At 39.0% G+C, this 23770-nt stretch carries 16 protein-coding genes and 2 pseudogenes; 8 read left to right on the forward strand and 10 right to left on the reverse strand.

Annotation, left to right across the window (positions count from 1 at the left end; genetic code table 11):
• Nucleotides 1–341: 341 nt before the first annotated feature.
• Nucleotides 342–3176, reverse strand: a complete 2835-nt coding sequence (uvrA, locus tag D7029_RS16930) for an excinuclease ABC subunit UvrA (protein WP_088494418.1) — start codon at nt 3174–3176, stop codon at nt 342–344.
• A 252-nt stretch (nt 3177–3428) separates the two neighbouring features.
• Between uvrA and ssb1 the strand changes: the two genes are divergently transcribed.
• A complete protein-coding gene (ssb1, locus tag D7029_RS16935) occupies nt 3429–3956 on the forward strand; it encodes a single-stranded DNA-binding protein SSB1 (protein WP_194951334.1) in 528 nt (175 codons plus the stop codon).
• 361 nt (nt 3957–4317) lie between these two features.
• Nucleotides 4318–4848: a zinc uptake transcriptional repressor Zur gene (gene zur / locus D7029_RS16940; RefSeq protein WP_088494416.1), complete on the forward strand. Its 531-nt coding sequence runs from the start codon at nt 4318–4320 to the stop codon at nt 4846–4848.
• Nucleotides 4849–4881: 33 nt separating this feature from the next.
• Here zur and D7029_RS16945 read toward each other — a convergent pair.
• The 4 genes and pseudogenes from D7029_RS16945 to D7029_RS16960 form a co-directional block, all read right to left on the reverse strand.
• Nucleotides 4882–5186 (reverse strand): annotated as a pseudogene (locus D7029_RS16945) (type II toxin-antitoxin system RelE family toxin).
• Nucleotides 5176–5431, reverse strand: a pseudogene (locus D7029_RS16950) (type II toxin-antitoxin system RelB/DinJ family antitoxin). Before D7029_RS16950 ends, D7029_RS16945 begins: the two co-directional pseudogenes overlap by 11 nt.
• Before the next feature lie 160 nt (nt 5432–5591).
• Entirely contained in the window at nt 5592–6203 is a 612-nt protein-coding gene (lexA, locus tag D7029_RS16955; protein WP_023583074.1) for a transcriptional repressor LexA, read from the reverse strand.
• Between the two features lie 127 nt (nt 6204–6330).
• Nucleotides 6331–6702, reverse strand: coding sequence for a diacylglycerol kinase (locus tag D7029_RS16960; RefSeq protein WP_006536373.1), 372 nt, complete (start codon nt 6700–6702; stop codon nt 6331–6333).
• 130 nt (nt 6703–6832) lie between these two features.
• On the opposite strand from D7029_RS16960, the gene plsB reads away from it, so the two are divergent.
• The gene (gene plsB / locus D7029_RS16965) at nt 6833–9316 is read left to right on the forward strand and encodes a glycerol-3-phosphate 1-O-acyltransferase PlsB (RefSeq protein ID WP_194951335.1); all 2484 of its coding nucleotides are present in this window, start codon (nt 6833–6835) and stop codon (nt 9314–9316) included.
• A 102-nt stretch (nt 9317–9418) separates the two neighbouring features.
• Here plsB and ubiA read toward each other — a convergent pair whose 3' ends face one another.
• The 3 genes from ubiA to pgi form a co-directional block, all read right to left on the reverse strand.
• Nucleotides 9419–10273 (reverse strand): 4-hydroxybenzoate octaprenyltransferase, encoded by an 855-nt coding sequence (gene ubiA, locus D7029_RS16970; protein ID WP_194951336.1) that lies wholly within the window; start codon nt 10271–10273, stop codon nt 9419–9421.
• Between the two features lie 28 nt (nt 10274–10301).
• Nucleotides 10302–10811, reverse strand: coding sequence for a chorismate lyase (ubiC, locus tag D7029_RS16975; protein WP_165122233.1), 510 nt, complete (start codon nt 10809–10811; stop codon nt 10302–10304).
• 221 nt (nt 10812–11032) lie between these two features.
• Nucleotides 11033–12679, reverse strand: a complete 1647-nt coding sequence (pgi, locus tag D7029_RS16980) for a glucose-6-phosphate isomerase (protein ID WP_194951337.1) — start codon at nt 12677–12679, stop codon at nt 11033–11035.
• 265 nt (nt 12680–12944) lie between these two features.
• Between pgi and lysC the strand changes: the two genes are divergently transcribed.
• Complete coding sequence (lysC, locus tag D7029_RS16985) at nt 12945–14324, forward strand: lysine-sensitive aspartokinase 3 (protein ID WP_194951338.1); 1380 nt, start codon at nt 12945–12947, stop codon at nt 14322–14324.
• Nucleotides 14325–14474: 150 nt separating this feature from the next.
• On the forward strand, nt 14475–15290 hold the full coding sequence (locus D7029_RS16990; RefSeq protein ID WP_194951339.1) for a hypothetical protein: 816 nt from the start codon (nt 14475–14477) through the stop codon (nt 15288–15290).
• Between the two features lie 67 nt (nt 15291–15357).
• On the opposite strand, the gene D7029_RS16995 is transcribed toward D7029_RS16990, so the two are convergent.
• Both D7029_RS16995 and metH read right to left on the reverse strand, forming a co-directional pair.
• Nucleotides 15358–15936 carry a hypothetical protein gene (locus tag D7029_RS16995; protein WP_228766708.1) on the reverse strand — a complete coding sequence of 193 codons (579 nt, stop codon included), beginning with the start codon at nt 15934–15936 and terminating at the stop codon, nt 15358–15360.
• 132 nt (nt 15937–16068) lie between these two features.
• Nucleotides 16069–19746 (reverse strand): methionine synthase, encoded by a 3678-nt coding sequence (metH, locus tag D7029_RS17000; protein WP_194951340.1) that lies wholly within the window; start codon nt 19744–19746, stop codon nt 16069–16071.
• A gap of 255 nt (nt 19747–20001) precedes the next feature.
• Here metH and iclR point away from each other — a divergent pair, with 255 nt between their 5' ends.
• The 3 genes from iclR to D7029_RS17015 all read left to right on the forward strand — a co-directional run bounded on the left by iclR (nt 20002) and on the right by D7029_RS17015 (nt 23719).
• Complete coding sequence (gene iclR / locus D7029_RS17005) at nt 20002–20838, forward strand: glyoxylate bypass operon transcriptional repressor IclR (protein ID WP_075673076.1); 837 nt, start codon at nt 20002–20004, stop codon at nt 20836–20838.
• A gap of 305 nt (nt 20839–21143) precedes the next feature.
• Nucleotides 21144–23000 carry a phosphogluconate dehydratase gene (gene edd / locus D7029_RS17010; protein ID WP_194951341.1) on the forward strand — a complete coding sequence of 619 codons (1857 nt, stop codon included), beginning with the start codon at nt 21144–21146 and terminating at the stop codon, nt 22998–23000.
• A gap of 77 nt (nt 23001–23077) precedes the next feature.
• A complete protein-coding gene (locus D7029_RS17015) occupies nt 23078–23719 on the forward strand; it encodes a bifunctional 4-hydroxy-2-oxoglutarate aldolase/2-dehydro-3-deoxy-phosphogluconate aldolase (protein ID WP_194951342.1) in 642 nt (213 codons plus the stop codon).
• The last annotated feature ends 51 nt before the right edge of the window (nt 23720–23770 follow it).

Raw genomic sequence — 23770 nt, forward strand, 5'->3', positions numbered from 1 at the left:
ATAGTCAAGTATAACAATTGAAACAAATCACCAAATAAACTGTGCTGTCCATCACGATATACTATGATAATCCTTTCTATTTAGCTTTGTTATCTCGTATTTAGTTAAAATACTGTTACAAAACAGCATAATTAACCATTTAATCTGCTTTTTATCAAAAAGAGCGATTAATAAGATAAAAATAGATAAGGAAGTGTATAACTAAAAGAGAATGCTTTTTTCGATAGAATTAAATTCTATCATCCTTCACGGATTTACTTTTCTTGAAGAAAGCGCGCTACAAACAGTAAAGCGTTTATTGTCTGTAGCGCTTAGATCATAAGGGAATAAGTGATGTAATCTTAATAACCACGCTCTAAGATTGGTTTTAAGAATCTTGCAGTATGTGAACCTTCAAACTCTGCAACTTGCTCTGGTGTGCCTGATACTAAAATTTGACCACCACCACTTCCGCCTTCAGGACCCAGATCGACAATCCAGTCCGCGGTTTTGATCACATCAAGATTATGCTCAATAACAACAATGGTATTACCTTGGTCACGTAACTGATGAAGAACTTCAAGCAACAATTCAATATCAGCAAAGTGAAGCCCTGTTGTAGGCTCATCGAGAATATAAAGAGTCTGTCCCGTTCCACGTTTTGACAACTCTTTTGCTAACTTAACCCGCTGAGCTTCACCACCCGATAAAGTCGTAGCTGATTGTCCTAAACGAATATAAGAAAGACCAACATCAATCAATGTTTGTAGTTTACGAGCTAATGCAGGTACGGCATCAAAAAACTCTCTCGCCTCTTCAATGGTCATATCCAACGTTTCGTGAATATTTTTTCCTTTGTATTTAACTTCAAGGGTTTCACGGTTATAACGCTGACCTTTACATTGATCACAAGGTACATACACATCAGGTAAGAAATGCATTTCAACTTTTAAGACACCGTCGCCTTGGCAAGCCTCACAACGACCACCTTTGACGTTGAAACTGAAACGACCCGGCGTATAACCACGAGTACGAGATTCAGGTACACCCGCAAATAACTCACGAATAGGTGTAAAGACACCGGTGTAAGTTGCAGGGTTTGAACGAGGAGTACGACCAATTGGGCTTTGGTTGATATCAATAACTTTATCGAAATACTCTAGCCCTTCAACATCTAAATAAGGCGCTGGTACACTATTTGTAGCCCCATTTAATTGGCGTTGGGCAATAGGGAATAACGTATCGTTGATAAGCGTTGACTTACCTGATCCTGAAACACCTGTAATACAGGTAAATAAACCTACTGGTAATTTCAGATTTACATTCTTTAAGTTATTGCCTTTTGCGCCAAGGATAGTCAGCATTTTTTCGCGATCAACAGGTACACGTTGCTCTGGAATTGCGATACGGCGCTCACCACTTAAGAATTTCCCCGTTAATGAATTCGGGTTATTAATGATATCTTCAAGAGTCCCTTGAGCGACAATTTCACCACCATGAACACCCGCACCAGGTCCAATATCAATAACATGATCAGCGGCACGGATAGCATCTTCGTCATGCTCAACAACGATCACAGTGTTACCCAAATTACGTAAGTGGATCAGCGTTTCAAGTAAGCGATCGTTATCTCGTTGATGCAAGCCAATTGAAGGTTCATCCAGCACATACATAACACCAACTAATCCCGCACCAATCTGGCTCGCTAAACGAATACGTTGTGCTTCACCACCTGATAATGTTTCAGCTGAACGAGAAAGTGTGAGGTAATTTAATCCCACATTTACCAAGAATTTTAGTCGGTCACTAATCTCTTTTAAGACTTTTTCTGCAATCTTCGCGCGTTGACCGCTCAATTTCAGATTTTGGAAAAAGGTCATTGCATGACCAATGCTGTAATCGGCTATTTCTGGCAATGTTGTATTTTCAACATACACATGACGTGCTTCTCGGCGTAAACGTGTACCACCACAAGAGGCACATGAGCGATTACTAATATATTTAGAAAGTTCTTCACGCACCGCACTAGATTCTGTCTCGCGGTAACGGCGTTCCATATTATTTAATACACCTTCAAAAGGATGATGACGAACAACAACATCGCCACGATCGTTTGTGTATTTAAATTCAATATTCTCTTTGCCTGAACCCGTTAAAATGACTTTCTGGATATTATCTGGTAACGAATCAAATGGCGCTTCAACATCAAAATGATAATGTTCACCCAATGAGCGAAGCATCTGGAAATAGTAGAAATTACGACGATCCCATCCTTTAATTGCGCCACCAGCAAGAGAAATCTCTCTATTTTGGATCACTAATTCAGGATCAAAAAATTGCTGAACACCTAAGCCATCACAAGTTGGACAAGCACCAGCGGGGTTATTAAAGGAGAATAAACGAGGCTCTAGCTCACTCATGCTGTAACCACAAATCGGGCAAGCAAAGTTTGCAGAAAAAACAATATCATCTGCATTGCTATCATCCATATCAGAGATAACGGCGGTACCACCAGAAAGCTCTAATGCGGTTTCAAAAGATTCAGCTAAACGTTGAGCTAGATCGTCACGAACCTTAAAGCGGTCAATAACCACTTCAATGGTATGTTTTTTCTGTAATTCTAATGTTGGTGGATCAGAGAGATCGCACACTTCACCATCAATACGAGCACGAATATAACCTTGAGCGGCAAGATTATTAAGTAACTTAATATGCTCGCCTTTACGCTCTTTCACCACTGGTGCTAAAAGCATTAAGCGCTTGCCTTCAGGTTGCTCAAGTACATTATCAACCATTTGGCTGACCGTCTGAGCGGCGAGCGGAATGTCATGATCAGGACAACGAGGTTCACCAACACGTGCAAATAAGAGACGTAGGTAGTCGTGAATTTCTGTAATCGTTCCCACCGTCGAACGTGGGTTGTGCGACGTAGATTTCTGCTCAATCGAAATAGCGGGAGATAAACCTTCAATATGGTCAACGTCAGGTTTTTCCATCAACGAAAGAAACTGACGAGCATAAGCAGAAAGCGATTCTACATAGCGTCGCTGCCCTTCTGCATAAAGCGTATCAAAGGCTAAAGAAGATTTACCTGAACCAGAAAGCCCCGTAATAACAATCAGTTTATCGCGAGGAATGATCAAGTTGATATTTTTTAGATTATGGGTGCGAGCGCCCCGTACTTCGATTTTATCCATGAATATATCCCGGATTGAGAGAGTCGCCGAAAAAGAAAGAATCGGATAATTATGACACAAAGTTAACTGAATGGATATACAGTATATATAGTGAAATTGAATGGTGATGTAACTCTGTCATTTTGAGACAGAAAAATTTCGACAATGTTCACAATTGAGAAATTCATCACACGTCATATTCAAATTTTAGCGTACGTGATAAACTTATTCGCTTATGATTTCAAAAAATTTACTTTCGCAGGAGTACCTCACATGGCGAGCAGAGGCGTAAACAAAGTTATTCTTATCGGTAATTTAGGGCAGGATCCAGAAATCCGTTATATGCCAAGTGGCGGTGCAGTTGCCAACTTAACACTGGCAACATCAGAAAGCTGGCGCGATAAACAAACCGGTGAAATGAAAGAAAAAACCGAGTGGCACCGTGTGGTAATTTTCGGCAAATTAGCGGAAATTGCAGGCGAATATCTGCGTAAAGGTTCACAAGTGTATATCGAAGGTCAATTACAAACACGTAAATGGCAAGACCAGAGCGGTCAAGACAGATATAGCACTGAAGTTGTTGTTAACGTTGGCGGCTCAATGCAGATGTTAGGCGGCCGTGGCGGTCAAGATGGCGCACCTTCTCAAGGTGGTCAAGGCGGTTGGGGTCAACCACAACAGCCACAAGCATCACAACAATTTAGCGGTGGTGCACAATCTCGCCCAGCACAACAACCTGCTGCGGCACCAGTGCCAAATAATGAACCACCAATGGATTTTGATGACGATATCCCGTTCTGATCGTATTTCGGAACAATTTATCTAAAATTATCTAAAAAATTAACCCAGCTTAGGCTGGGTTTTTTGTTGCTGGCTATCAGTACTTATCATCATGAAAAACCATTTCTCCATATAACACAATCTAGTTTACATAGAATAAATTCGCTCTACACAATAAACTTTTCATGTGTTTATCTCTCTTTCTAAAGACTCATTCTTTATATTGAAAGAAAACATGTTCTTTTATCTAACAACAGATACTTTTAAAAAAGGACGTAATCCCACAGTTATTTTCATAAAACCCCACTTTACACAAAGGTTTACTCTTGAAAAATATGATAGGATCTGTGTCATTAACAACGTCTGAGAGCATCTTATCCCCATGAATGAAGAGAAATTGCTCGCTCAGGCAGAAAAGATCTGCCAGAAACGAGGTGTTCGCCTGACTTCACAACGTCTGGCAGTATTACGTCTGATTATGCAGCAGCCTTCTGCTATCAGCGCATACGATTTATTGGATTTATTACGCCAAGTTGAGCCACAAGCAAAACCACCTACTGTCTATCGTGGGTTAGAGTTTTTACTTGAGCAAGGATTTATCCATAAAATAGAATCCACTAACAGCTATGTGCTTTGCCATCATTTTGATGATGTTGAACATACGTCAGTAATGCTAATTTGTGACCGCTGTTTATCTGTCACTGAAAAGAATAGCCATAAAATCGAAGATGCAATTTCATTACTAGCAAAAGAGAGTGGATTTCATTTACGACATAGTGTCATTGAAATTCATGGATTATGTTCACAGTGCCACGAAGCACAAGAGTGTACACATCCTGAAGGTTGTCATCATGATCACAGTATGGATGATAATCTTAAACAGAAAAAAACCGGCGACTATAAGCCTCGTTGAGCTTATAAAAACAAAAAGCCAGCTAAATGCTGGCTAATACATGTTGTTCTTTTGAATTCTCACTTCAGCTAATGAATAAGCTTTACTCTCTTCACATTTACCAACAGCAATAACTAAAATCACAACTTCAGAATCAATAACTTGGTAAATCAATCGAAAACTAGATGCTCGTAATTTAATCTTATAGCAACCCGCGAGATCACCTTTTAAGCGAGCTGACTCTATATAAGGGTTTTCCTGCAATTTTTTAATTTCTTTTTAAACTGCTCTTTAATGCTTTGATCGAGTTTCTGCCATTCTTTCAAGGCACGATTATCAAACTCACGATTAAAGATCATCAATATTTACGCTTATACGTTTACTTGGTTTTTTCAAACGTTCACGTACAACAGCTAAAATATCCTCATCTTCATCCAGCTCCCCAACAACGACAGAAACTTCTGAGAAAGGTAATTTTTCATTTTCAGAAACATAACGTAGAAATAACCTTATGGCATCTGAAGGAGACAGGTTCATTTTTTCAAATACTTGATAAGCTTCTTTTTTTGAGCTCATCGTCTACTCTAACTTGTATCGTTGTCATAAGCACCTCCGTAATTAAAACACATCATATTGTAATTACATTTGTAGTGCGATGGTGTTTTTTTATACAAATCAGAAATAAAAAATGCAGATGATTTTGTGGTTTTACACATCATCTGCATCTTTTTAAAATAAGTTGTATTGACTTATTTTGGTATAAATTACAGCCATTCGCCGTTACGAATAACCCCTACTGCTAAACCTTCCACAGTAAAGCTTTGTTCGCGTAAATCGACGATAATAGGTGAAAACTCTGGGTTTTCTGCATGAAGTTCAATTTTATTACCGCTTTTCTTAAAGCGCTTTACTGTCACTTCATCTTCAATACGAGCCACAATAACTTGCCCGTTGTGAACATCTTGCGTTTTATGCACAGCAAGTAAATCGCCATCCATAATACCAATATCTTTCATCGACATACCATTAACGCGCAATAAAAAATCTGCACTTGGTTTAAATAGCATTGGGTCAACTTGATAGTGGCTTTCAATATGCTCTTGTGCTAAAAGTGGTTCACCAGCAGCGACTCGCCCAATTAATGGCAGTCCTTCTGGCTCTTCTTCCATTAGCAAACGGATACCTCTGGATGCACCAGAGACAATTTCTATCACGCCTTTACGAGCAAGAGCTTTCAAGTGCTCTTCTGCCGCATTTGGTGAGCGAAACCCAAGTTGGGAAGCTATTTCAGCCCGTGTTGGTGGCATACCCGTTTGCGAAATGTGATCACGAACCAAATCGTAAACCTGCTGCTGCCTTGCAGTTAATGCTTTCATTCCGCCCCCTGTTTGTTTATACAGTCAGACTGTGAGTATATACAGGTATATGACGATTTGAAACCTTAAATGAATATAAAACACGCATCTTTGGATTATTTTTCGACAAAAATCGAATTTTTTAACTTTATGCGAAGAAATGCCCCCAAAGAATGGTTACCCAAGTAAATAATCCCAATATAATAGCAATCAGAACGGCGGCAGAACCCATATCTTTTGCACGTCCGGATAATTCGTGGTATTCAGATCCAATTCGATCGACAACGGCTTCTATTGCACTATTTACCAGTTCCAAGATCACAACCAATACAACGGAACCAATGAGTAAAATGCGCTCTAGACCACTGACATCGATGAAAAATGAAAGGATAATTGCAACCAAGGTCACAATTGCTTCTTGTCTAAAAGCGGCTTCATTAATCCAAGCGGCACGAATGCCCTTGTATGAATAGCCACCAGCTTTGATGATTCGGGTAAGACCTTTATTTTGATTAGCCATAATAAACTCTATCGAAAACAAACGATTATTTTGCCACTTTTCTCTATTAATATTGTCACAGCACCACAGATCTACGAAAGACTTTCTGTTATGCTTTCGAAGTATTGCTAATAAGAGGCTACAACTATTTATGTCAGCTTGGCGTAAACTATATTATAACACATTGAATTTACCACTAAAATTACTGGTAAAAAGCAAACGAGTTCCGACTGATCCTATCACTGAATTAGGGTTAGATACGTCGCGATCTTTCCTTTACGTTCTGCCTTATCATTCAAAGGCGGACTTACTGACATTACGACAGCAGTGTCTTTCATTAGGGTTGCCTGATCCGCTGCAACCTATTGAGATCGGTGGAATTAAGCTTCCTGCGTATGTCTTTATTGATGACGGCCCAAGAGTATTCCGTTACTACTCGCCTGATCCTCGTAAAGATTCCGTGAAGACATTCCACGCTTATCTTGATGCACATCGTAATAACCCACATCTTGATATCGAGATGTTGCCGGTTTCCGTGATGTTTGGACGCTCTCCAGGTCGTGAAGGCCATAATGGCGTTCCACATTTACGTGTGCTTAACGGTATCCAAAAATTTATCGCTATCCTCTGGTTGGGTCGTGATAGCTTTGTTCGTTTTTCACCCACTGTTTCAATGCGTGAAATGGCGAACGAACACGGTACTGACACCAGTATAGCTCGAAAACTTGCGCGTGTTGCGCGTATCCACTTTTCACGTCAGCGTTTAGCAGCTGTTGGTCCAAAATTGCCAGCACGCCAAGATCTCTTCAATAAATTGCTCTCATCGAAAGCCATTGAAAAAGCGATTGAAGATGAATCAAAAGCGAAGAAAATCTCACTTGATAAAGCGCGTAAAAATGCCACAGATATCATGGAAGAAATTGCAGCTAATTTCTCATATGAAGCGGTGCGTATTAGTGATCGCGTATTAAGTTGGACATGGAATAAGCTCTACCAAGGTATCAACGTTTATAATGCCGAGCGAGTACGTAAACTCGCACAAGATGGGCATGAAATCGTTTATGTTCCTTGTCACCGTAGCCACATGGACTACTTACTGCTTTCCTATGTGCTTTATCATCAAGGTTTAGTACCGCCACATATTGCGGCAGGTATTAACCTCAATTTCTGGCCAGCAGGGCCTATTTTCCGCCGTTTAGGGGCTTTCTTTATCAGAAGAACCTTTAAAGGTAACAAGCTTTACTCCACCATTTTCCGCGAATATTTAGGTGAGCTATTTACACGCGGTTACTCGATTGAATATTTCGTTGAAGGTGGACGCTCTCGTACAGGTCGATTGTTAGATCCTAAAACAGGAACACTTTCAATGACGGTACAAGCCATGTTACGCGGTGAAACACGCCCTATCTCTGTTGTTCCAATTTACATTGGATATGAACACGTTATGGAAGTGGCAACCTATGCCAAAGAATTACGTGGCGCAACAAAAGAGAAAGAAGGCTTTATGCAGATGGTCAGAGGATTACGTAAATTACGTAACCTTGGTCAAGGCTATGTGAACTTTGGTGAACCGATTTCTGTTGTCCAATACTTAAATCAAGCTGTTCCGCAATGGCGTGATGATATTGATCCCATTGAGCCACAACGCCCAAGTTGGTTAAACCCAACAGTAAGCACACTGGCAGACAACATTATGGTTCATATTAATAATGCAGCATCTATTAATGCGATTAACCTTGTTTCAACGGCCTTGTTGGCATCTCGCCAGCGTGCTCTCACTAGAGAGCAACTGTTAGAGCAAGTCGATTGTTATCTGCAATTATTACGCAATGTGCCTTATTCGACAGATATGATTGTGTCTGATAAAAATGCTGAAGCCTTATTAGAACACGCGTTGCAAACAGATAAGTTCCAAGTCGAAAAAGACAGTCTGGGTGATATTGTGGTGCTCCCTCGTGAAAGTGCGGTATTAATGACTTATTATCGCAACAACACAATCCACTTAATGATTACTCCATCATTAATTGCAAGCATCGTCTTACATCATGAAAAAATTCATCGTGATGATTTAATGAAACAAGTTGAGCTAATCTTCCCTCTTATTAAAGCGGAACTATTTATTCGTTATGAGAAAGAAGAGCTCCCTGAAGTCATTAATACTTTGATTACAGAACTGTGCCGTCAGCGCCTGATTTGTTGTGATAGTGATGGCTTACTGCGTATTAATCCAGCGCGTATTCGTCCATTACAACTTTTAGCTGCCAGTGTTAGAGAAACATTGCAACGCTATGGAATTACGCTTTCCTTACTCAATTTTGCTCCTGAAATTAGCCGTGCATTATTGGAAAAAGAGAGCCGTATCTTGGCACAACGTCTTTCTGTCTTACATGGTATCAACGCACCTGAATTCTTTGATAAAGCGGTATTCTCTACCTTAGTTTCAACACTACGTGAAGAAGGTTATCTCAATGATAATGAAGATATCCTAAAAGCAGATGCATCTGCCCTTTACCAAGTGATTGCAAAATTAATGTCACCAGAAATTCGCTTAACCATTGAAAGCGTGGGGATCACTGAAGATAACAATTCAGTACAAGCTGTTGATGAAAAAAGTAAGTCTGAAGCTGATGAATAATCAGTAAACTGTGTGATTACTGAAATAGAAAAGGGATAAGCTCATTGCTTATCCCTTTTTGTTTCTACTCAATAGTAGAGAATACTTCAGCGCTTACTTATCTTAAAAATAACTAAATAAAATACCCGCAAATAAAACAAAGCCAACATAGTTATTATTCATAAAAGCTTGGAAACACGGTGCTCTTTCACGCTCTGCAATAAGCTTCTGCTGATAAATAAACAGCGCTGTTACTAACAATAGCGACCAGTAGTAGATACCTTTCAGATTCAGCAAAATACCGATACCCACCAATAATGCCAACATCACCAGTTGTAAAATACCGATAATAATTTTGTCATAACGACCGAATAGAATAGCGGTAGATTTAACCCCAATTTTTATATCATCATTACGGTCAACCATTGCATATTGCGTATCGTAAACAATAGACCAGACAATGTTGACAAGAAATAATAGCCAACATACTAACGGTAAGCTTTCAGAAACAGCAGCAAATCCCATAGGAATTGACCAGCCAAAAGCCATACCTAAAATAAGCTGAGGTAGATTACTAAACCGTTTAACGAAAGGATAAAACCATGCCAACGCAAGCCCTGCAACAGAGAGCCAAATAGTCATGGTATTGAGTGTTAGAACTAGTGCAAAGGACAAGAGTACCAAAACGATAAATAAAATTTTGCTCTCTTTTTCTGTCACAGCCCCACTAGGTAATGGTCGATTTTTAGTTCGTTCAACACTGCCATCAATTTTCCGGTCAGCAAAGTCGTTTATTACACACCCAGCGGCACGCATAGAGAACACGCCAATAGTAAAGACAATCAGAATATGCCAATCAGGAAAGCCTTTCGCGGCAATCCATAAAGCCCAATAAGTTGGCCAAAGTAATAATAGCGCTCCGATAGGTTTATCTATACGCATTAAACGGCTATATGCTTGCCATTTACTTTGCGTCATACTTCCCTCCAATTTTAGCTCCCCCTAATTACTTCTTATACACTGGTGATGCAGGTAGAAACATCTCGGTTAATAATAAAGGTTTATCTGAAAGCTGGAAACGAGAACGGCGTAGCCAATACCCATTTTGTTGCCCGATATGAATAAAATCGCGACTTAAGGTTGTTTCCTGAAACAGATAACGCCCAAGTGGAACGGTTCTTAGATTGACCAGTTTTCTGTCTTCGCCTGTTAGAGTCTCTTCTGGTACTAACGTTCGCCCTAATAACCAAGGAATATCGTCACCACACAATACCACTTCTCTTAACCAATAACGCTGACTTTTGGGTAAACACGCGCTTTCGTCAGCGGGTTCAATAAGGTCAATAAATCCTTCTTGATAAGGCATTACAGTGACTTTTTGGCAATGTTGTTCAAATCGCCGTGTCATTGAGCCTAATTCCATTAACCAACTTAATGTACTTTCTTGAATAGTTGCATGTTCCTCACTGGGTAGCCAATGGATAGGTGCAGGGGTAATTATTGATTTTTTGAACATTTATTCATCATCACGCGTTGATGATCCTAGCTTGTGTGAGTCATGATACATAAGGATATCATGATGTGACTAATGGAAGTTAAAAGCTGATAACATTTCGCATAAATAATCTAAAAAAGCGTTAAAAGAAAATCAAATTGGGTACAAAACAATCAAAAAACAAAGGAGGTTATAAAAACCTCCTTTTTATCTAACCAACTACTTATATTCAGTTTATTCGATTAACGCCATGCTTTGTAACGGTTAATCAGATTATTTGTTGAGCTATCATGGCTATTAACACTTTCCTTACCTTTTAATTCAGGAAGGATACGATTAGCCAGTTGTTTACCTAATTCAACACCCCATTGGTCAAAGGTGAAGATGTTGAAAATAACACCTTGTACAAAGATCTTATGTTCATACATTGCAATCAATGCACCTAATGAATAAGGCGTAATTTCTTTTAACAGAATAGAGTTCGTTGGGCGATTACCTTCGAACACTTTGAAAGGTGCAACATATCCCATCGCTTTAGGATCTTTTCCTGCTGCGGCAAACTCAGCATCAACTTGTTCACGGTTTTTACCAAAAGCGAGTGCTTCTGTTTGAGCAAAGAAGTTAGACATCAGTTTTGCATGATGATCTGACAAGGGATTATGGCTAATCGCTGGCGCAATAAAATCACAAGGAATGATTTTGGTTCCTTGGTGGATTAATTGGTAAAACGCATGTTGACCATTTGTACCCGGCTCACCCCAAATGATAGGACCCGTTTGATAATTCACTTTGTTTCCATCACGATCAATATACTTACCATTAGATTCCATATTACCTTGTTGGAAGTAAGCAGCAAAACGATGCATGTATTGATCGTATGGCAGAATCGCTTCAGTTTCTGTGCCAAAAAAATTGTTATACCAAATGCCAATCAGCGCGAGGATCATTGGAATGTTATTTTCGGCATCTGCGGTTCTAAAGTGGTTATCCATAGCATGAGCGCCTTCCAGCAATTGCTCAAAGTTGTCATAACCAACAGATAATGCGATAGACAAACCAATTGCTGACCATAATGAATAACGGCCACCAACCCAATCCCAGAATTCAAACATATTGGCAGTATCAATACCAAATTTTGCCACTTCGGTGCTGTTAGTAGATAACGCGACAAAGTGTTTCGCAACAAAAACACTCTCTTTCGCAGAGGCTAAGAACCAATCTCTTGCTGAATGTGCATTTGTCATGGTTTCTTGTGTGGTAAATGTTTTTGATGCGATAAGGAATAGCGTTGTTTCAGGATCACATTTTTTCAATGTTTCTGCGATATGTGTACCATCGACATTAGAAACAAAATGCATAGTAAGATGATTTTTATACGGGCGTAATGCTTCTGTCACCATATAAGGACCAAGATCGGAACCACCGATGCCAATATTTACAACATCAGTAATCGCCTTACCAGTATAACCTTTCCACTCACCACTAATAATACGCTCACTGAATTTTTTCATTTTATTCAGTACTGCGTTAACTTCTGGCATGACATCCTTGCCATCAACGATAACGGGAGCATTGCTACGATTACGTAATGCGGTATGCAATACAGCACGATCTTCAGTACGGTTGATTTTTTCACCCGTAAACATGCTATTTATCGCACCTTCAACGTCACATTCCTTAGCCAAAGCCTGCAATTTCTCTAATGTTTCTTTCGTAATACGGTTTTTTGAAAAATCCACTAGAATTTGGTCTGAAAACGTCTTTGAAAATTGCTCAAAGCGTGATGATTCCTGAGCAAACAGTGTTTTCATCTCGGTATCTTTGATAACCGAAAAATGGTTTTCTAATGCCTTCCAGGCTAAGGTTTGGGTTGGGTTTACATTTTTCATTCACAATACTCTCTTAAGATTACAATCCAATATTCTCAGATTGTAGCCTGACATTTAATAGTTACAGTCAATTCTTTCTCATTTGATGATATTGGTCAAAACCATTCAACAAATCTAGTACTAATTACTTACATAGGTAAAACCGATAATGCGGAGCTGATTATTAATTAAATTGATTATTCTTCACTCTGCATTGACTCTCTACTTAATAACCGATATTCCTAAGTGTGTCCAACATCTCATTTTTGCCTAAAGGAATACGACAATGACTGATAATACTGCTACGCCTTCATCTTCATCATCGCCATACACTATCGCTAAATTTGGTGGCACGAGTGTTGCTAACTTTTCAGCAATGGAAAAATGTGCAGATATTATTCTTAAACAAAAGTCAGTTCGTGTCGTCGTTCTTTCGGCATCTGCGGGAATTACTAATTTATTGATTGAACTTGCAGCAGGTACTGAACCTTCACAACGAGAAGCTTTACTCTCACAAGTTCGTGATATTGAATACGCGATTATCAACCAGCTTTCTCAGCCAGAAATTATTTCCCAAGAAATAAATCGCCTACTTGAAAATATTGAGATGCTTTCTGAAGCAGCAGCATTAGCAACTTCTGACGCATTAACTGATGAGCTTGTCAGTCATGGCGAATTAATGTCAACTTTACTTTTCGTTGAATTATTGCGTGAAAAAGGCATACAGGCAGATTGGTTTGATGTTAGAAAAGTGATGAAAACGAATGATCTATTTTGTCACGCTGAACCTGATATGGCACAACTCACTGAGCTCACAAAAAGCCTTATTCAACCTCGCCTAGAAGAAACAGTTATTGTAACGCAAGGTTTTATTGGTCAAGAGCCAAAAGGCAGAACCACAACACTAGGTCGTGGCGGTAGCGACTATACAGCCGCCTTGATTGGTGAAGCACTGGGAATGTCTCGTGTCGATATCTGGACGGATGTACCCGGCATTTACAGCACTGATCCAAGAATAGTGCCAGAAGCACATCGTATCGATCAGATCGCCTTTAATGAAGCAGCTGAAATGGCAACCTTTGGCGCTAAAATATTACACCCTGCGACATTATTGCCTGCAGTTCGTAGTGGCATTCCGGTGTTTGTTGGCTCAAGCAAAGCTCCCGAAGAAGGCGGTACTTTAGTTTGTGCACAAACAGAAAATCCACCTGTATTCCGTGCGATCGCACTGCGTAGAAAGCAAACATTGCTCACGTTACATAGCCTGAAAATGCTTCATGCGCGTGGTTTCTTGGCTGAAATTTTCACCATTTTATCGCGCCATCATATTTCGGTTGATGTGATAACAACATCTGAAGTCAGTATTGCTTTAACCCTCGATACAACGGGTACAACAAATTCATCAGGCAGTTTATTAACGAATGCCTTATTAACCGAGCTTTCTGCATTATGCCGTGTTGAAGTAGAAGAAGATCTGGCGTTAGTTGCCGTGATTGGTAACTCTCTTTCACAGGTAAATGGTTTAGGTATTAAGATTTTCGGCACATTAGAAAATTACAATATTCGTATGATTAGCCACGGTGCAAGTACTCATAATTTATGTTTATTAGTTGATGGCAAAGATGCGGATAATATTGTGCGTAAATTGCATGATACTTTGTTTTAATTAATAACTAATTATCAATATATAGAAGAGAGATAAAATTTTATCTCTCTCAAAATTCAACCTTTATTACTGAAAAGGTGTAAGCTTTAAAGAACTTCATTTAATAATAATTAGAATCAAAATCTAACTTTATTAATGGAGTAATAAAAAATGAAAATTTATGATAATCTTTGTAATTCTATAAAAAACAATGCAGAAAAAGTAACGTACTCTAACGCAGATGATACTTTAAAAAAAATAAAAAATCAGCTTTCCTCGGTCGAAAACTCAAATCAAAGTTATACAATAGCAGAGAAAAACACACTCTCTATTTTAAAAAATATTGAGTTAAATAAGACTTCGTCTAATGATATAAAAGATAGTTCTTTATTAGATCAACAATGTATTGAATCAATAATGAAAATAAATAACATGTGTAAGAATAAAAATATTTTTGCAATAGGACAATACAACACACTACTAAATAAACTTGAAAAAGAAAATATAAAAAAAATAAGCCAAGAAAGTGAAATAAATAAAAAAGAAACCCTTTTGACAATTAAAGACGAGTTATTTAATAGAATAAAAGAGGCTAATAAAATATTAAAAGAGTCTATTAATTTGCATTATCAATATTTTCAAGGAATAACAAAAAAACTTAAAAGCATTGATGATGAAAACATCCTTAAAAAAACAAATGAATATAATAAACACAAATCCGAAATTCTTGACAAAATAAATAGCCATGAAATTAAAAATGAAGATTTAACGAACCTTACTGAAATCAGAAAATATATAGAAGAACTTCAAAAATATGACAATAATCTAAATAAATTTATTGAAGACATGAAGAATATTACTCACAGATATGGAAAAGAATTAGACATACTTAGTGATCGCCATTTTAAATTATCTGATGATAAAATTTTAAATATGTTAAACTATCATCTAGATAAATTAAAAGAAGTGAACTCAAAAATTAATTAATCTTTTAAATAAATCCAAACTAAATTTTTCTAATAGGCTTCTTTTTAGAAGCCTATTTTTTAATAATTTAATAAACCCGATAACCGCCATATTTCTTAGCAAATTGATTAAATTTACCAAAATCAATCAAAGCAATTTCTAAAGAACGATGTGCAAGATGTGACATTTTTGCAAGCTGTTCAACAAATACATGATTTTCTTCAAGTAGTTTTTTTGTCAATGTAGAAGCGATTATTTCACACTCTTTTGGCGTCACTATCCAACCATCATTTGTAGCAAATTTATGAATAGGAAGATTTCCTTCTTTCTCACTCTCTTTGGCTAATAATGCTTCTTCTTCTTTCATCGCCTGTTTAAATAAAATGATTTCTTCCTCAACCGGTTCAGGAGAAGTAGGAATTTTATGATAAATATAGTCACCAACCTCTTCAATTCGTGCTGGTGTCATTTCGGCTTTCAACCAAACTTTATCGAATGCTTTTTCATCTAAAATAGCATCCGTATCTAAGCTTCCTGTGAGTTGCATCAGATTTAAAAAAGCATTAATTAAAACTTCACTTAATGGATAATTTCCTTTTGCTAAAGAAGGAAATGGCACTTCAACGCCAGCAGGTGGGGTTTTCTGAAGGTACAAAGTATAGTTCATTGTAATATCCTTTTTTCTGATACAGGTTCACAGCTTAAACATCTTTAATGGGATCGACCAGTGAAAATAACAAGGGGATATTGCTATCCCCTCACTATTTATTACATTATTGAGATCTGAAATGACAATAAACTAAGACTCATATCCTAAATTCGGCGCTAACCAACGTTCAACCTCACTTACACTCATTCCTCGGCGTTTAGCATAATCTTCAACCTGATCTTTTTGAATTTGAGCAACCGCGAAATATTTACTTTCAGGATGACTAAAATACCAACCCGATACTGAAGCACCGGGCCACATGGCATAAGCATCTGTCAGTTTCATGCCAATGCGATTTTCAACATCGAGTAATTGCCAAATTTTTGCTTTTTCTGTGTGCTCTGGACAGGCAGGATATCCCGGTGCAGGTCGTGTTCCTTGATATTTTTCTCGAATAAGTTCGTCATTAGAGAGTTTTTCATCAGGGCTATAACCCCAAATATTTGTTCTCACTTGTTGATGAAGGTATTCCGCAAATGCTTCTGCTAGTCTATCTGATAACGCTTTTACCATAATTTTATTGTAATCATCATGGGCATTATCATAAGTATTGGCGAGAGCATCTTCTTCTAATCCGCCTGTGACGGCAAAAGCCCCAAAATAATCAGCAATACCACTTTCAACAGGTGCAATAAAATCGGCTAAACAGTAATTAGGAAAATCATTTTTCTCAGTTTGTTGGCGTAAATGACAGCTTTGCAAAAGCACTTGTTGACGACTTTCATCTTGATAAATCACAATATCATCACCCTGACGATTGGCAGGGAAGATCCCCATAATTCCTTTAGGTGTTAATAATTTTTCACGGCTTAATTTATCCAGCATTGTATTTGCATCAGCAAATACACGTTTTGCTTCTTCACCAACCACGTCATCTTCTAAAATACGAGGATATTTACCCGCTAGAGACCAAGTCATAAAGAAAGGCGTCCAGTCGATATATTCACGTAATATTTCGATGCTGGCGGTAATTTCCTGCACGCCTAATTGATTGGGCTTTGGCGGTGTGTAATTTTGCCAATCAATGTGTAGGGCATTTTTTCGTGCAACCTCTAAAGAAACAGGTGGAGTACGAGGTTTTTTTCTGGCGTATTGCTGGCGCACGACTTCATATTCACGACGCGTTTTAGCAACAAAATCGGCTTTTTGTGTTTCAGATAATAGTGCCGCAACAACACCTACGGTTCTCGATGCATTTTGTACATAAACGGTAGGATGGCTGTAATTCGGCTCTATTTTTACTGCGGTATGCGCTTTAGAGGTTGTTGCTCCACCAATCATTAAGGGTAAAGAAAAACCGCGTCTTTCCATCTCTTTAGCAACATTCACCATCTCATCAAGTGATGGCGTGATCAGCCCTGAAAGGCCAATAATATCGACTTTTTCATCAATCGCGGTTTGTAGGATCTTGTCACAAGGCACCATCACACCAAGATCGATGATCTCATAGTTATTACACTGCAAAACAACACCCACGATATTTTTACCAATATCGTGAACATCACCTTTTACCGTAGCCAGTAAGACCTTACCCGCGGAAGAGCCTGCTTGCTTGGAGGCCTGAATATAAGGCTCAAGATAAGCAACAGCTTGTTTCATCACTCTTGCTGATTTCACAACTTGAGGTAAAAACATTTTACCTTCACCAAACAGATCACCCACAGTATTCATGCCATTCATCAATGGCCCTTCAATCACTTCAATCGGGCTTGATGCTTGTTGGCGACACGCTTCTGTATCTTCAACAATAAATTCGGTGATCCCTTTAACTAATGCGTACTCTAGCCGTTTCTCTACATTCCATTGTCGCCACTCAGCAAGCTGGTGATTTTGTTCATCACTTTTGGTGCCACGATAACGCTCTGCCAATGCCAATAAGTTGTCTGTACTTTCTTCGTGGCGATTTAAAATAACGTCTTCAACTGCATTACGCAGTTCATCAGGTAATGAGTAGTAAATAGCAAGTTGCCCTGCATTTACAATCCCCATATCCATGCCATTTTTTACGGCGTAATAAAGAAAAACAGAGTGGATCGCTTCACGAACAGGATCGTTACCCCGAAATGAGAATGAAACGTTAGATACCCCACCAGAAATTAAGGCATAAGGTAGTTGAGATTTAATATCTGCACAGACTTCAATAAAATCAACGGCATAATTATTATGCTCTGCAATTCCGGTTGCGACGGCAAATATATTAGGATCAAAAATAATATCTTCAGGTGGAAAACCTGCTTGCTCTGTTAATAACTGATAAGCTCGACGGCAAATTTCGATTTTGCGCTCTCGAGTATCTGCCTGTCCGACTTCATCAAACGCCATAACGACAACAGCCGCACCGTATTTACGCACCAATTTAGCATGTTCAAGAAACGGTATTTCCCCTTCTTTCATCGAAATGGAGTTAACAATTCCTTTGCCTTGAATACATTTTAAGCCTTCTTCAATCACTTCCCATTTAGAGGAGTCAATCATCACTGGCACTTTAGCAATATCAGGCTCACCAGCAATAAGGTTAAGAAAACGTGTCATGGCTTCAACAGCATCTAACATGCCTTCGTCCATGTTGATATCGATGATTTGGGCACCATTTTCAACTTGCTGACGTGCAACATCTAATGCTTCTTGATAATTACCCTCCTTTATCAAGCGCTTAAATTTAGCAGAACCTGTGACATTGGTTCGCTCTCCCACATTCACAAACAGTGAATTTTCATCAATGACTAACGGTTCAAGACCTGAAAGGCGACAGGCTTTTTTTAAGGAAGGTAATTTTCTTGGTGTAATACCTTCTACCGCTTGTGAAATGGCGAGAATATGCGCAGGTGTTGTTCCGCAGCACCCACCCACAATATTGAGAAAACCAGCTAGTGCCCACTCCTTAATTTGTTCAGCCATTTCTTGGGCATCTAAATCATAGCCTCCAAATGCGTTAGGCAACCCCGCATTAGGGTGAGCACTGACATAAGTTTCAGAAATTTGTGAGAGCGTTTGAATATATTGACGTAATTCTTTAGGACCCAACGCACAGTTTAAACCAAATGAGAGCGCATCGGCATGGCGTAAAGAGTGGTAAAACGCTTCTGTTGTTTGACCCGTTAAGGTTCTTCCTGAAGCATCTGTAATGGTGCCAGAGATCATCACAGGCAATTCAATATTGAGCGATTCAAACTCACATTTTATCGCAAAAATAGCCGCTTTCGCATTTAGTGTGTCGAAAATAGTTTCGACCATAATTAAATCAGCACCGCCTTTAATTAACCCGCGCGTTGCTTCTCGATAAGCTTCCACCAGCTTATCAAATGAAACATTACGAAAAGCGGGATCATTAACGTCAGGAGATATGGATGCTGTTCTATTTGTTGGTCCCAAAACACCCGCTACATAGCGAGGTTTATTCGGTGTTAAATCACTCCATTTATCTGCACAGGCTTTCGCTAATTTTGCCGCCTCTTCGTTCAGCTCAAAACAGAGCGATTCCATGTGATAATCAGCCATCGCAATGGACGTTGAGTTAAAAGTGTTAGTTTCAACGATATCAGCACCAGCTTGAAAATAAGCATCATGTATATCTGCAATAATCTGAGGTTGTGTTAAGACTAAAAGGTCATTATTCCCTTTAACATCACAATCCCAATCAGCAAAACGCTCACCTCGATAATCGGCTTCTGTAAGTTGATATTGCTGGATCATCGTACCCATTGCGCCATCAAGTACTAAGATACGTTTTCCTAATGCTTCCACCAGTTGTTGTTTTATGTTTGCCACGTTGTTTCCTCTTAATCGAGAATGCTTTTGTGCTTGTTTTTCTTTATTGTTATTTCGTTGTTTTTTTATCCTACCATATCTTTTTGCAAAGATTTCTAAGACGAAGATGAGAGATTTTCACTCAGTGATAAATGCTTTTAATAAATATTTCTTATCACACATTTTGTTTTGAAAAATGCAGTGATCGGAGGAGTTTTATTACACCAGATAGTTCATAATAGATATTAATATGGATAGCATTTCTGGAGTGTATGCATGACAGTTTCCCCTACAAATAAAAAAGTGCGTAAGACGAAAACAACTGCCACTCAAAGCACCGCACAAGGAGGCCCTGTTCAGTCATTAAGCCGTGGACTGACATTATTGGAATATATTTCCGAATCTCCGGGTGGTATCGCCCTAACAGATCTTGCCTTTCAAGCCGGATTACCTAATTCCACAACACACCGCCTACTCACCACACTTCAACAGCATGGTTTTGTCCGCCAAGTCGGGGATTTAGGCTTATGGGTTGTAGGAACACACGCCTTTATTGTTGGTAGTAGTTTTCTACAAACTCGTAATCTTTTGGTCATGGTGCATCCTATTTTACGTCAATTGATGGAAGACTCTGGCGAAACCGTTAATCTGGCTATTCTTGACCAAATTGAATTTGATGCAGTGATTGTCGATCAAGTGCAATGTAATGCACTAATGAGAATGTCAGCACCTATTGGTGGTAAATTACCAATGCATGCATCTGGTGCTGGTAAAGCGTTCCTTTCTACTTTGCCAGAAAATAAATTACTGCCTTTGCTCCAGAAAAAAGGCTTAATGGCTTATACACCTCACACTCGAACACTCCCTTCATCTCTAAAAGAAAATTTAGAGCAAGCTCGTAAACAAGGTTTTTCTTTCGATGATGAAGAACATGCTTTAGGTCTTCGCTGTATTGGTGCTTGTATTTATGATGAACACCACCAACCTTTTGCGGCTATTTCACTTTCGGGACCTGTTTCCAGAATGACAGATTCACGTATCACTGAATTAGGTGCGATGGTTATCAAAGCAGCAAAACAAATTAGCCGTGAATACGGTGGTGTAAAAAGTTAATCCTATTTTTGCCTTCCTTGTCATCAACAACAAGGAAGGTATTTTCCAAAATAAAACGATTCAGCTTTGTAAAAAACCGACTTTTCCCTCTCTATTCCCATCAAATATTAAAAAACTGTTATTTATCACCTGAAAAAATTGATGTCGATCACAGATGTTGTTTAAGACGTATTAAGAGTATTGCAACTCTTCTTGTTACCCGTAACAATGTTACCGGTAACAAATACTATGGCGAATTTAAATATTCTTTTTCTAAAGCTAATAGTAACGCTCATCACCCTTGTGTGAATTAAGGAAGCATCATTATGAACCCTAAAAATCATGACCCAATTCAGAACGACTTTGTCCCTCTTAACGAGACAGTAAAACAGGTGACTGAGCGCATTATTGCTCGTTCACAAGCGACTCGTCGTGCTTATCTGAAAAAAATTGAAACAGCAAAAAGCCAAACCGTGCATCGTGCTCAATTGGCTTGCGGTAATTTGGCTCATGGTTTTGCTGCTTGTCAGGCTGAAGATAAAAATCGCCTGAAAAATATGGTTCATAATGATATCGCCATTATCACTGCTTACAATGATATGTTGTCGGCTCATAAGCCGTATGAAGATTATCCTCAAAAAATTAAAGCGGCATTACATGCTGTTGGCGCAGTAGGACAAGTGGCAGGTGGTGTTCCTGCAATGTGCGATGGTGTCACTCAGGGTCAAGATGGTATGGAGTTGTCGCTCCTTAGCCGTGATGTTATTGCAATGTCAGCGGCTGTCGGTTTGTCCCATAATATGTTTGATGGCGCGCTCTATTTAGGGATCTGCGATAAAATTGTTCCCGGGCTGACTATGGCGGCTCTCTCTTTTGGTCATCTTCCTGCTATTTTTGTTCCAGCAGGTCCTATGACTAGCGGTTTGCCGAACAAAGAAAAAGTTCGTATTCGCCAACTTTATGCCGAAGGTAAGGTTGATCGTAATGCTTTATTAGAAGCTGAAGCCGCGTCTTATCATAGCATTGGAACCTGTACTTTTTACGGTACAGCAAACTCTAATCAAATGGTCATGGAAATGATGGGATTACATTTACCCGGCGCTTCTTTTGTCCATCCAGATACACCACTACGTGATGCATTAACAGATGCGGCAGCAAATCAAATTGTACGCTTAACAGAAAACTCAGGTAATTATCTTCCTATCGGCAAATTAGTTGATGAAAAAGTTATTGTTAACGGCATTATTGCGCTGCTAACAACCGGTGGTTCAACTAATCTAACCATGCATTTAGTCGCAATGGCACGCGCGGCAGGTATTATTATTAATTGGGATGATTTTTCTGAACTATCGCAAGTTGTTCCTCTTATTGCACGCATTTATCCTAATGGTCCTGCCGATATTAACCAATTTCAAGCAGCCGGTGGCATTGCACTGATTATTCGCGAGCTACTGAAAAAAGGCTTAATTCATCGTGATGTGAACACTGTTGCAGGATTTGGTATTGAGCGTTATACCCTAGAGCCTTGGTTAAATAACGGTAAACTTGATTGGCGTGAAGGCGCTATAAGCTCTTTAGATAAAGATGTGATTGCGGATATTAATACCCCATTCTCATCACATGGTGGCACACAAGTGATGCAAGGTAATTTAGGTAGAGCAGTAATGAAAACCTCTGCGGTACCTAATGAAAATAGAATTATCGAAGCTCCTGCTGTTGTGTTTAATAGCCAACATGATATTGCTGCTAAGTTTGAAGCCGGTGAGCTAAATAAAGATTGTGTGGTTGTTGTACGTTATCAAGGACCACAAGCGAATGGTATGCCTGAATTACATAAACTTATGCCACCTTTGGGTGTATTAATGGATAAAGGCTATAAAGTAGCATTAGTTACAGATGGCCGACTTTCAGGGGCTTCAGGTAAAGTACCCGCTGCAATTCATGTTACACCTGAAGCTGTAAATGGTGGTTTACTATCCAAAGTGCGTGATGGTGATATTATTCGCGTTAATGGTAAAACAGGTGAGTTAACGTTGCTTGTCGATGAGCAAACATTAAATGCTCGCCAAGATGAAATTCCTGATTTAAGTGCCAATAATACAGGCTGTGGTCGTGAGTTATTCGTTAATTTACGCCGTCATTTATCAGGTGCTGAACAAGGTGCTTGTTGCATTGATTTTTAATGTAGGCAAGTTTTGAGGCTTAACGAGGAGCAGATCAAATTCATTTGCTCACCACTTTCTGATTAGGAAATACAATCATGGATCATTGGAATACAAGTGCAGAGTCTGTACTAAAATCAGGGCCTGTTGTTCCTGTTATTGTTATCAACAATATTGATGATGCTGTCCCTGTTGCAAAAGCTTTAGTCGCCGGTGGTGTAAAAGTTTTAGAAGTGACATTACGTACAGAATGTGCAATTGAGGCGATCCGCCGTATTGCCAAAGAAGTTCCTGAAGCCATTGTGGGCGCAGGTACAGTAATTAACCCTCAACAATTAGCGCAAGTCACTGAAGCTGGTGCTCAATTTGCTATCAGCCCAGGATTAACAGAAGCATTACTCAAATCAGCCGTTGCAGGTACTATTCCTTTAATTCCGGGTATTTCAACAGTGTCTGAATTAATGCTAGGAATGAGCTACGGGTTAAATGAATTTAAATTTTTCCCTGCGGAAGCTAATGGTGGAGTTAAGGCATTAAAAGCAATTGCAGGTCCATTCTCAAAAGTCCGCTTCTGCCCAACTGGCGGTATTTCACCAGAAAACTACCGTAATTACCTCGCACTTGAAAGTGTGCTTTGTATTGGTGGCTCTTGGTTAGTGCCTAATGATGCCGTGAAAGCAGGTGATTTCCAACGTATTACTGAATTAGCTAAAGAAGCCGTCGCTGGTACTCAACGTTAATTATCTCTGTATAAAAATAGGTTTTATCCAATAAAGGTAGGTATCCCCTTG

Source organism: Proteus vulgaris, assembly GCF_016647575.1.
Lineage (GTDB): Bacteria > Pseudomonadota > Gammaproteobacteria > Enterobacterales > Enterobacteriaceae > Proteus > Proteus mirabilis_B.

What these genes read in the sequence shown, in the direction of transcription:
- uvrA (WP_088494418.1), bottom strand. Translation starts at nt 3,176, where the DNA reads ATGGATAAAATCGAAGTACGGGGCGCTCGCACCCATAATCTAAAAAAT.
- ssb1 (WP_194951334.1), top strand. Translation starts at nt 3,429, where the DNA reads ATGGCGAGCAGAGGCGTAAACAAAGTTATTCTTATCGGTAATTTAGGG.
- zur (WP_088494416.1), top strand. Translation starts at nt 4,318, where the DNA reads ATGAATGAAGAGAAATTGCTCGCTCAGGCAGAAAAGATCTGCCAGAAA.
- lexA (WP_023583074.1), bottom strand. Translation starts at nt 6,203, where the DNA reads ATGAAAGCATTAACTGCAAGGCAGCAGCAGGTTTACGATTTGGTTCGT.
- D7029_RS16960 (WP_006536373.1), bottom strand. Translation starts at nt 6,702, where the DNA reads ATGGCTAATCAAAATAAAGGTCTTACCCGAATCATCAAAGCTGGTGGC.
- plsB (WP_194951335.1), top strand. Translation starts at nt 6,833, where the DNA reads ATGTCAGCTTGGCGTAAACTATATTATAACACATTGAATTTACCACTA.
- ubiA (WP_194951336.1), bottom strand. Translation starts at nt 10,273, where the DNA reads ATGACGCAAAGTAAATGGCAAGCATATAGCCGTTTAATGCGTATAGAT.
- ubiC (WP_165122233.1), bottom strand. Translation starts at nt 10,811, where the DNA reads ATGTTCAAAAAATCAATAATTACCCCTGCACCTATCCATTGGCTACCC.
- pgi (WP_194951337.1), bottom strand. Translation starts at nt 12,679, where the DNA reads ATGAAAAATGTAAACCCAACCCAAACCTTAGCCTGGAAGGCATTAGAA.
- lysC (WP_194951338.1), top strand. Translation starts at nt 12,945, where the DNA reads ATGACTGATAATACTGCTACGCCTTCATCTTCATCATCGCCATACACT.
- D7029_RS16990 (WP_194951339.1), top strand. Translation starts at nt 14,475, where the DNA reads ATGAAAATTTATGATAATCTTTGTAATTCTATAAAAAACAATGCAGAA.
- D7029_RS16995 (WP_228766708.1), bottom strand. Translation starts at nt 15,936, where the DNA reads ATGAACTATACTTTGTACCTTCAGAAAACCCCACCTGCTGGCGTTGAA.
- iclR (WP_075673076.1), top strand. Translation starts at nt 20,002, where the DNA reads ATGACAGTTTCCCCTACAAATAAAAAAGTGCGTAAGACGAAAACAACT.
- edd (WP_194951341.1), top strand. Translation starts at nt 21,144, where the DNA reads ATGAACCCTAAAAATCATGACCCAATTCAGAACGACTTTGTCCCTCTT.
- D7029_RS17015 (WP_194951342.1), top strand. Translation starts at nt 23,078, where the DNA reads ATGGATCATTGGAATACAAGTGCAGAGTCTGTACTAAAATCAGGGCCT.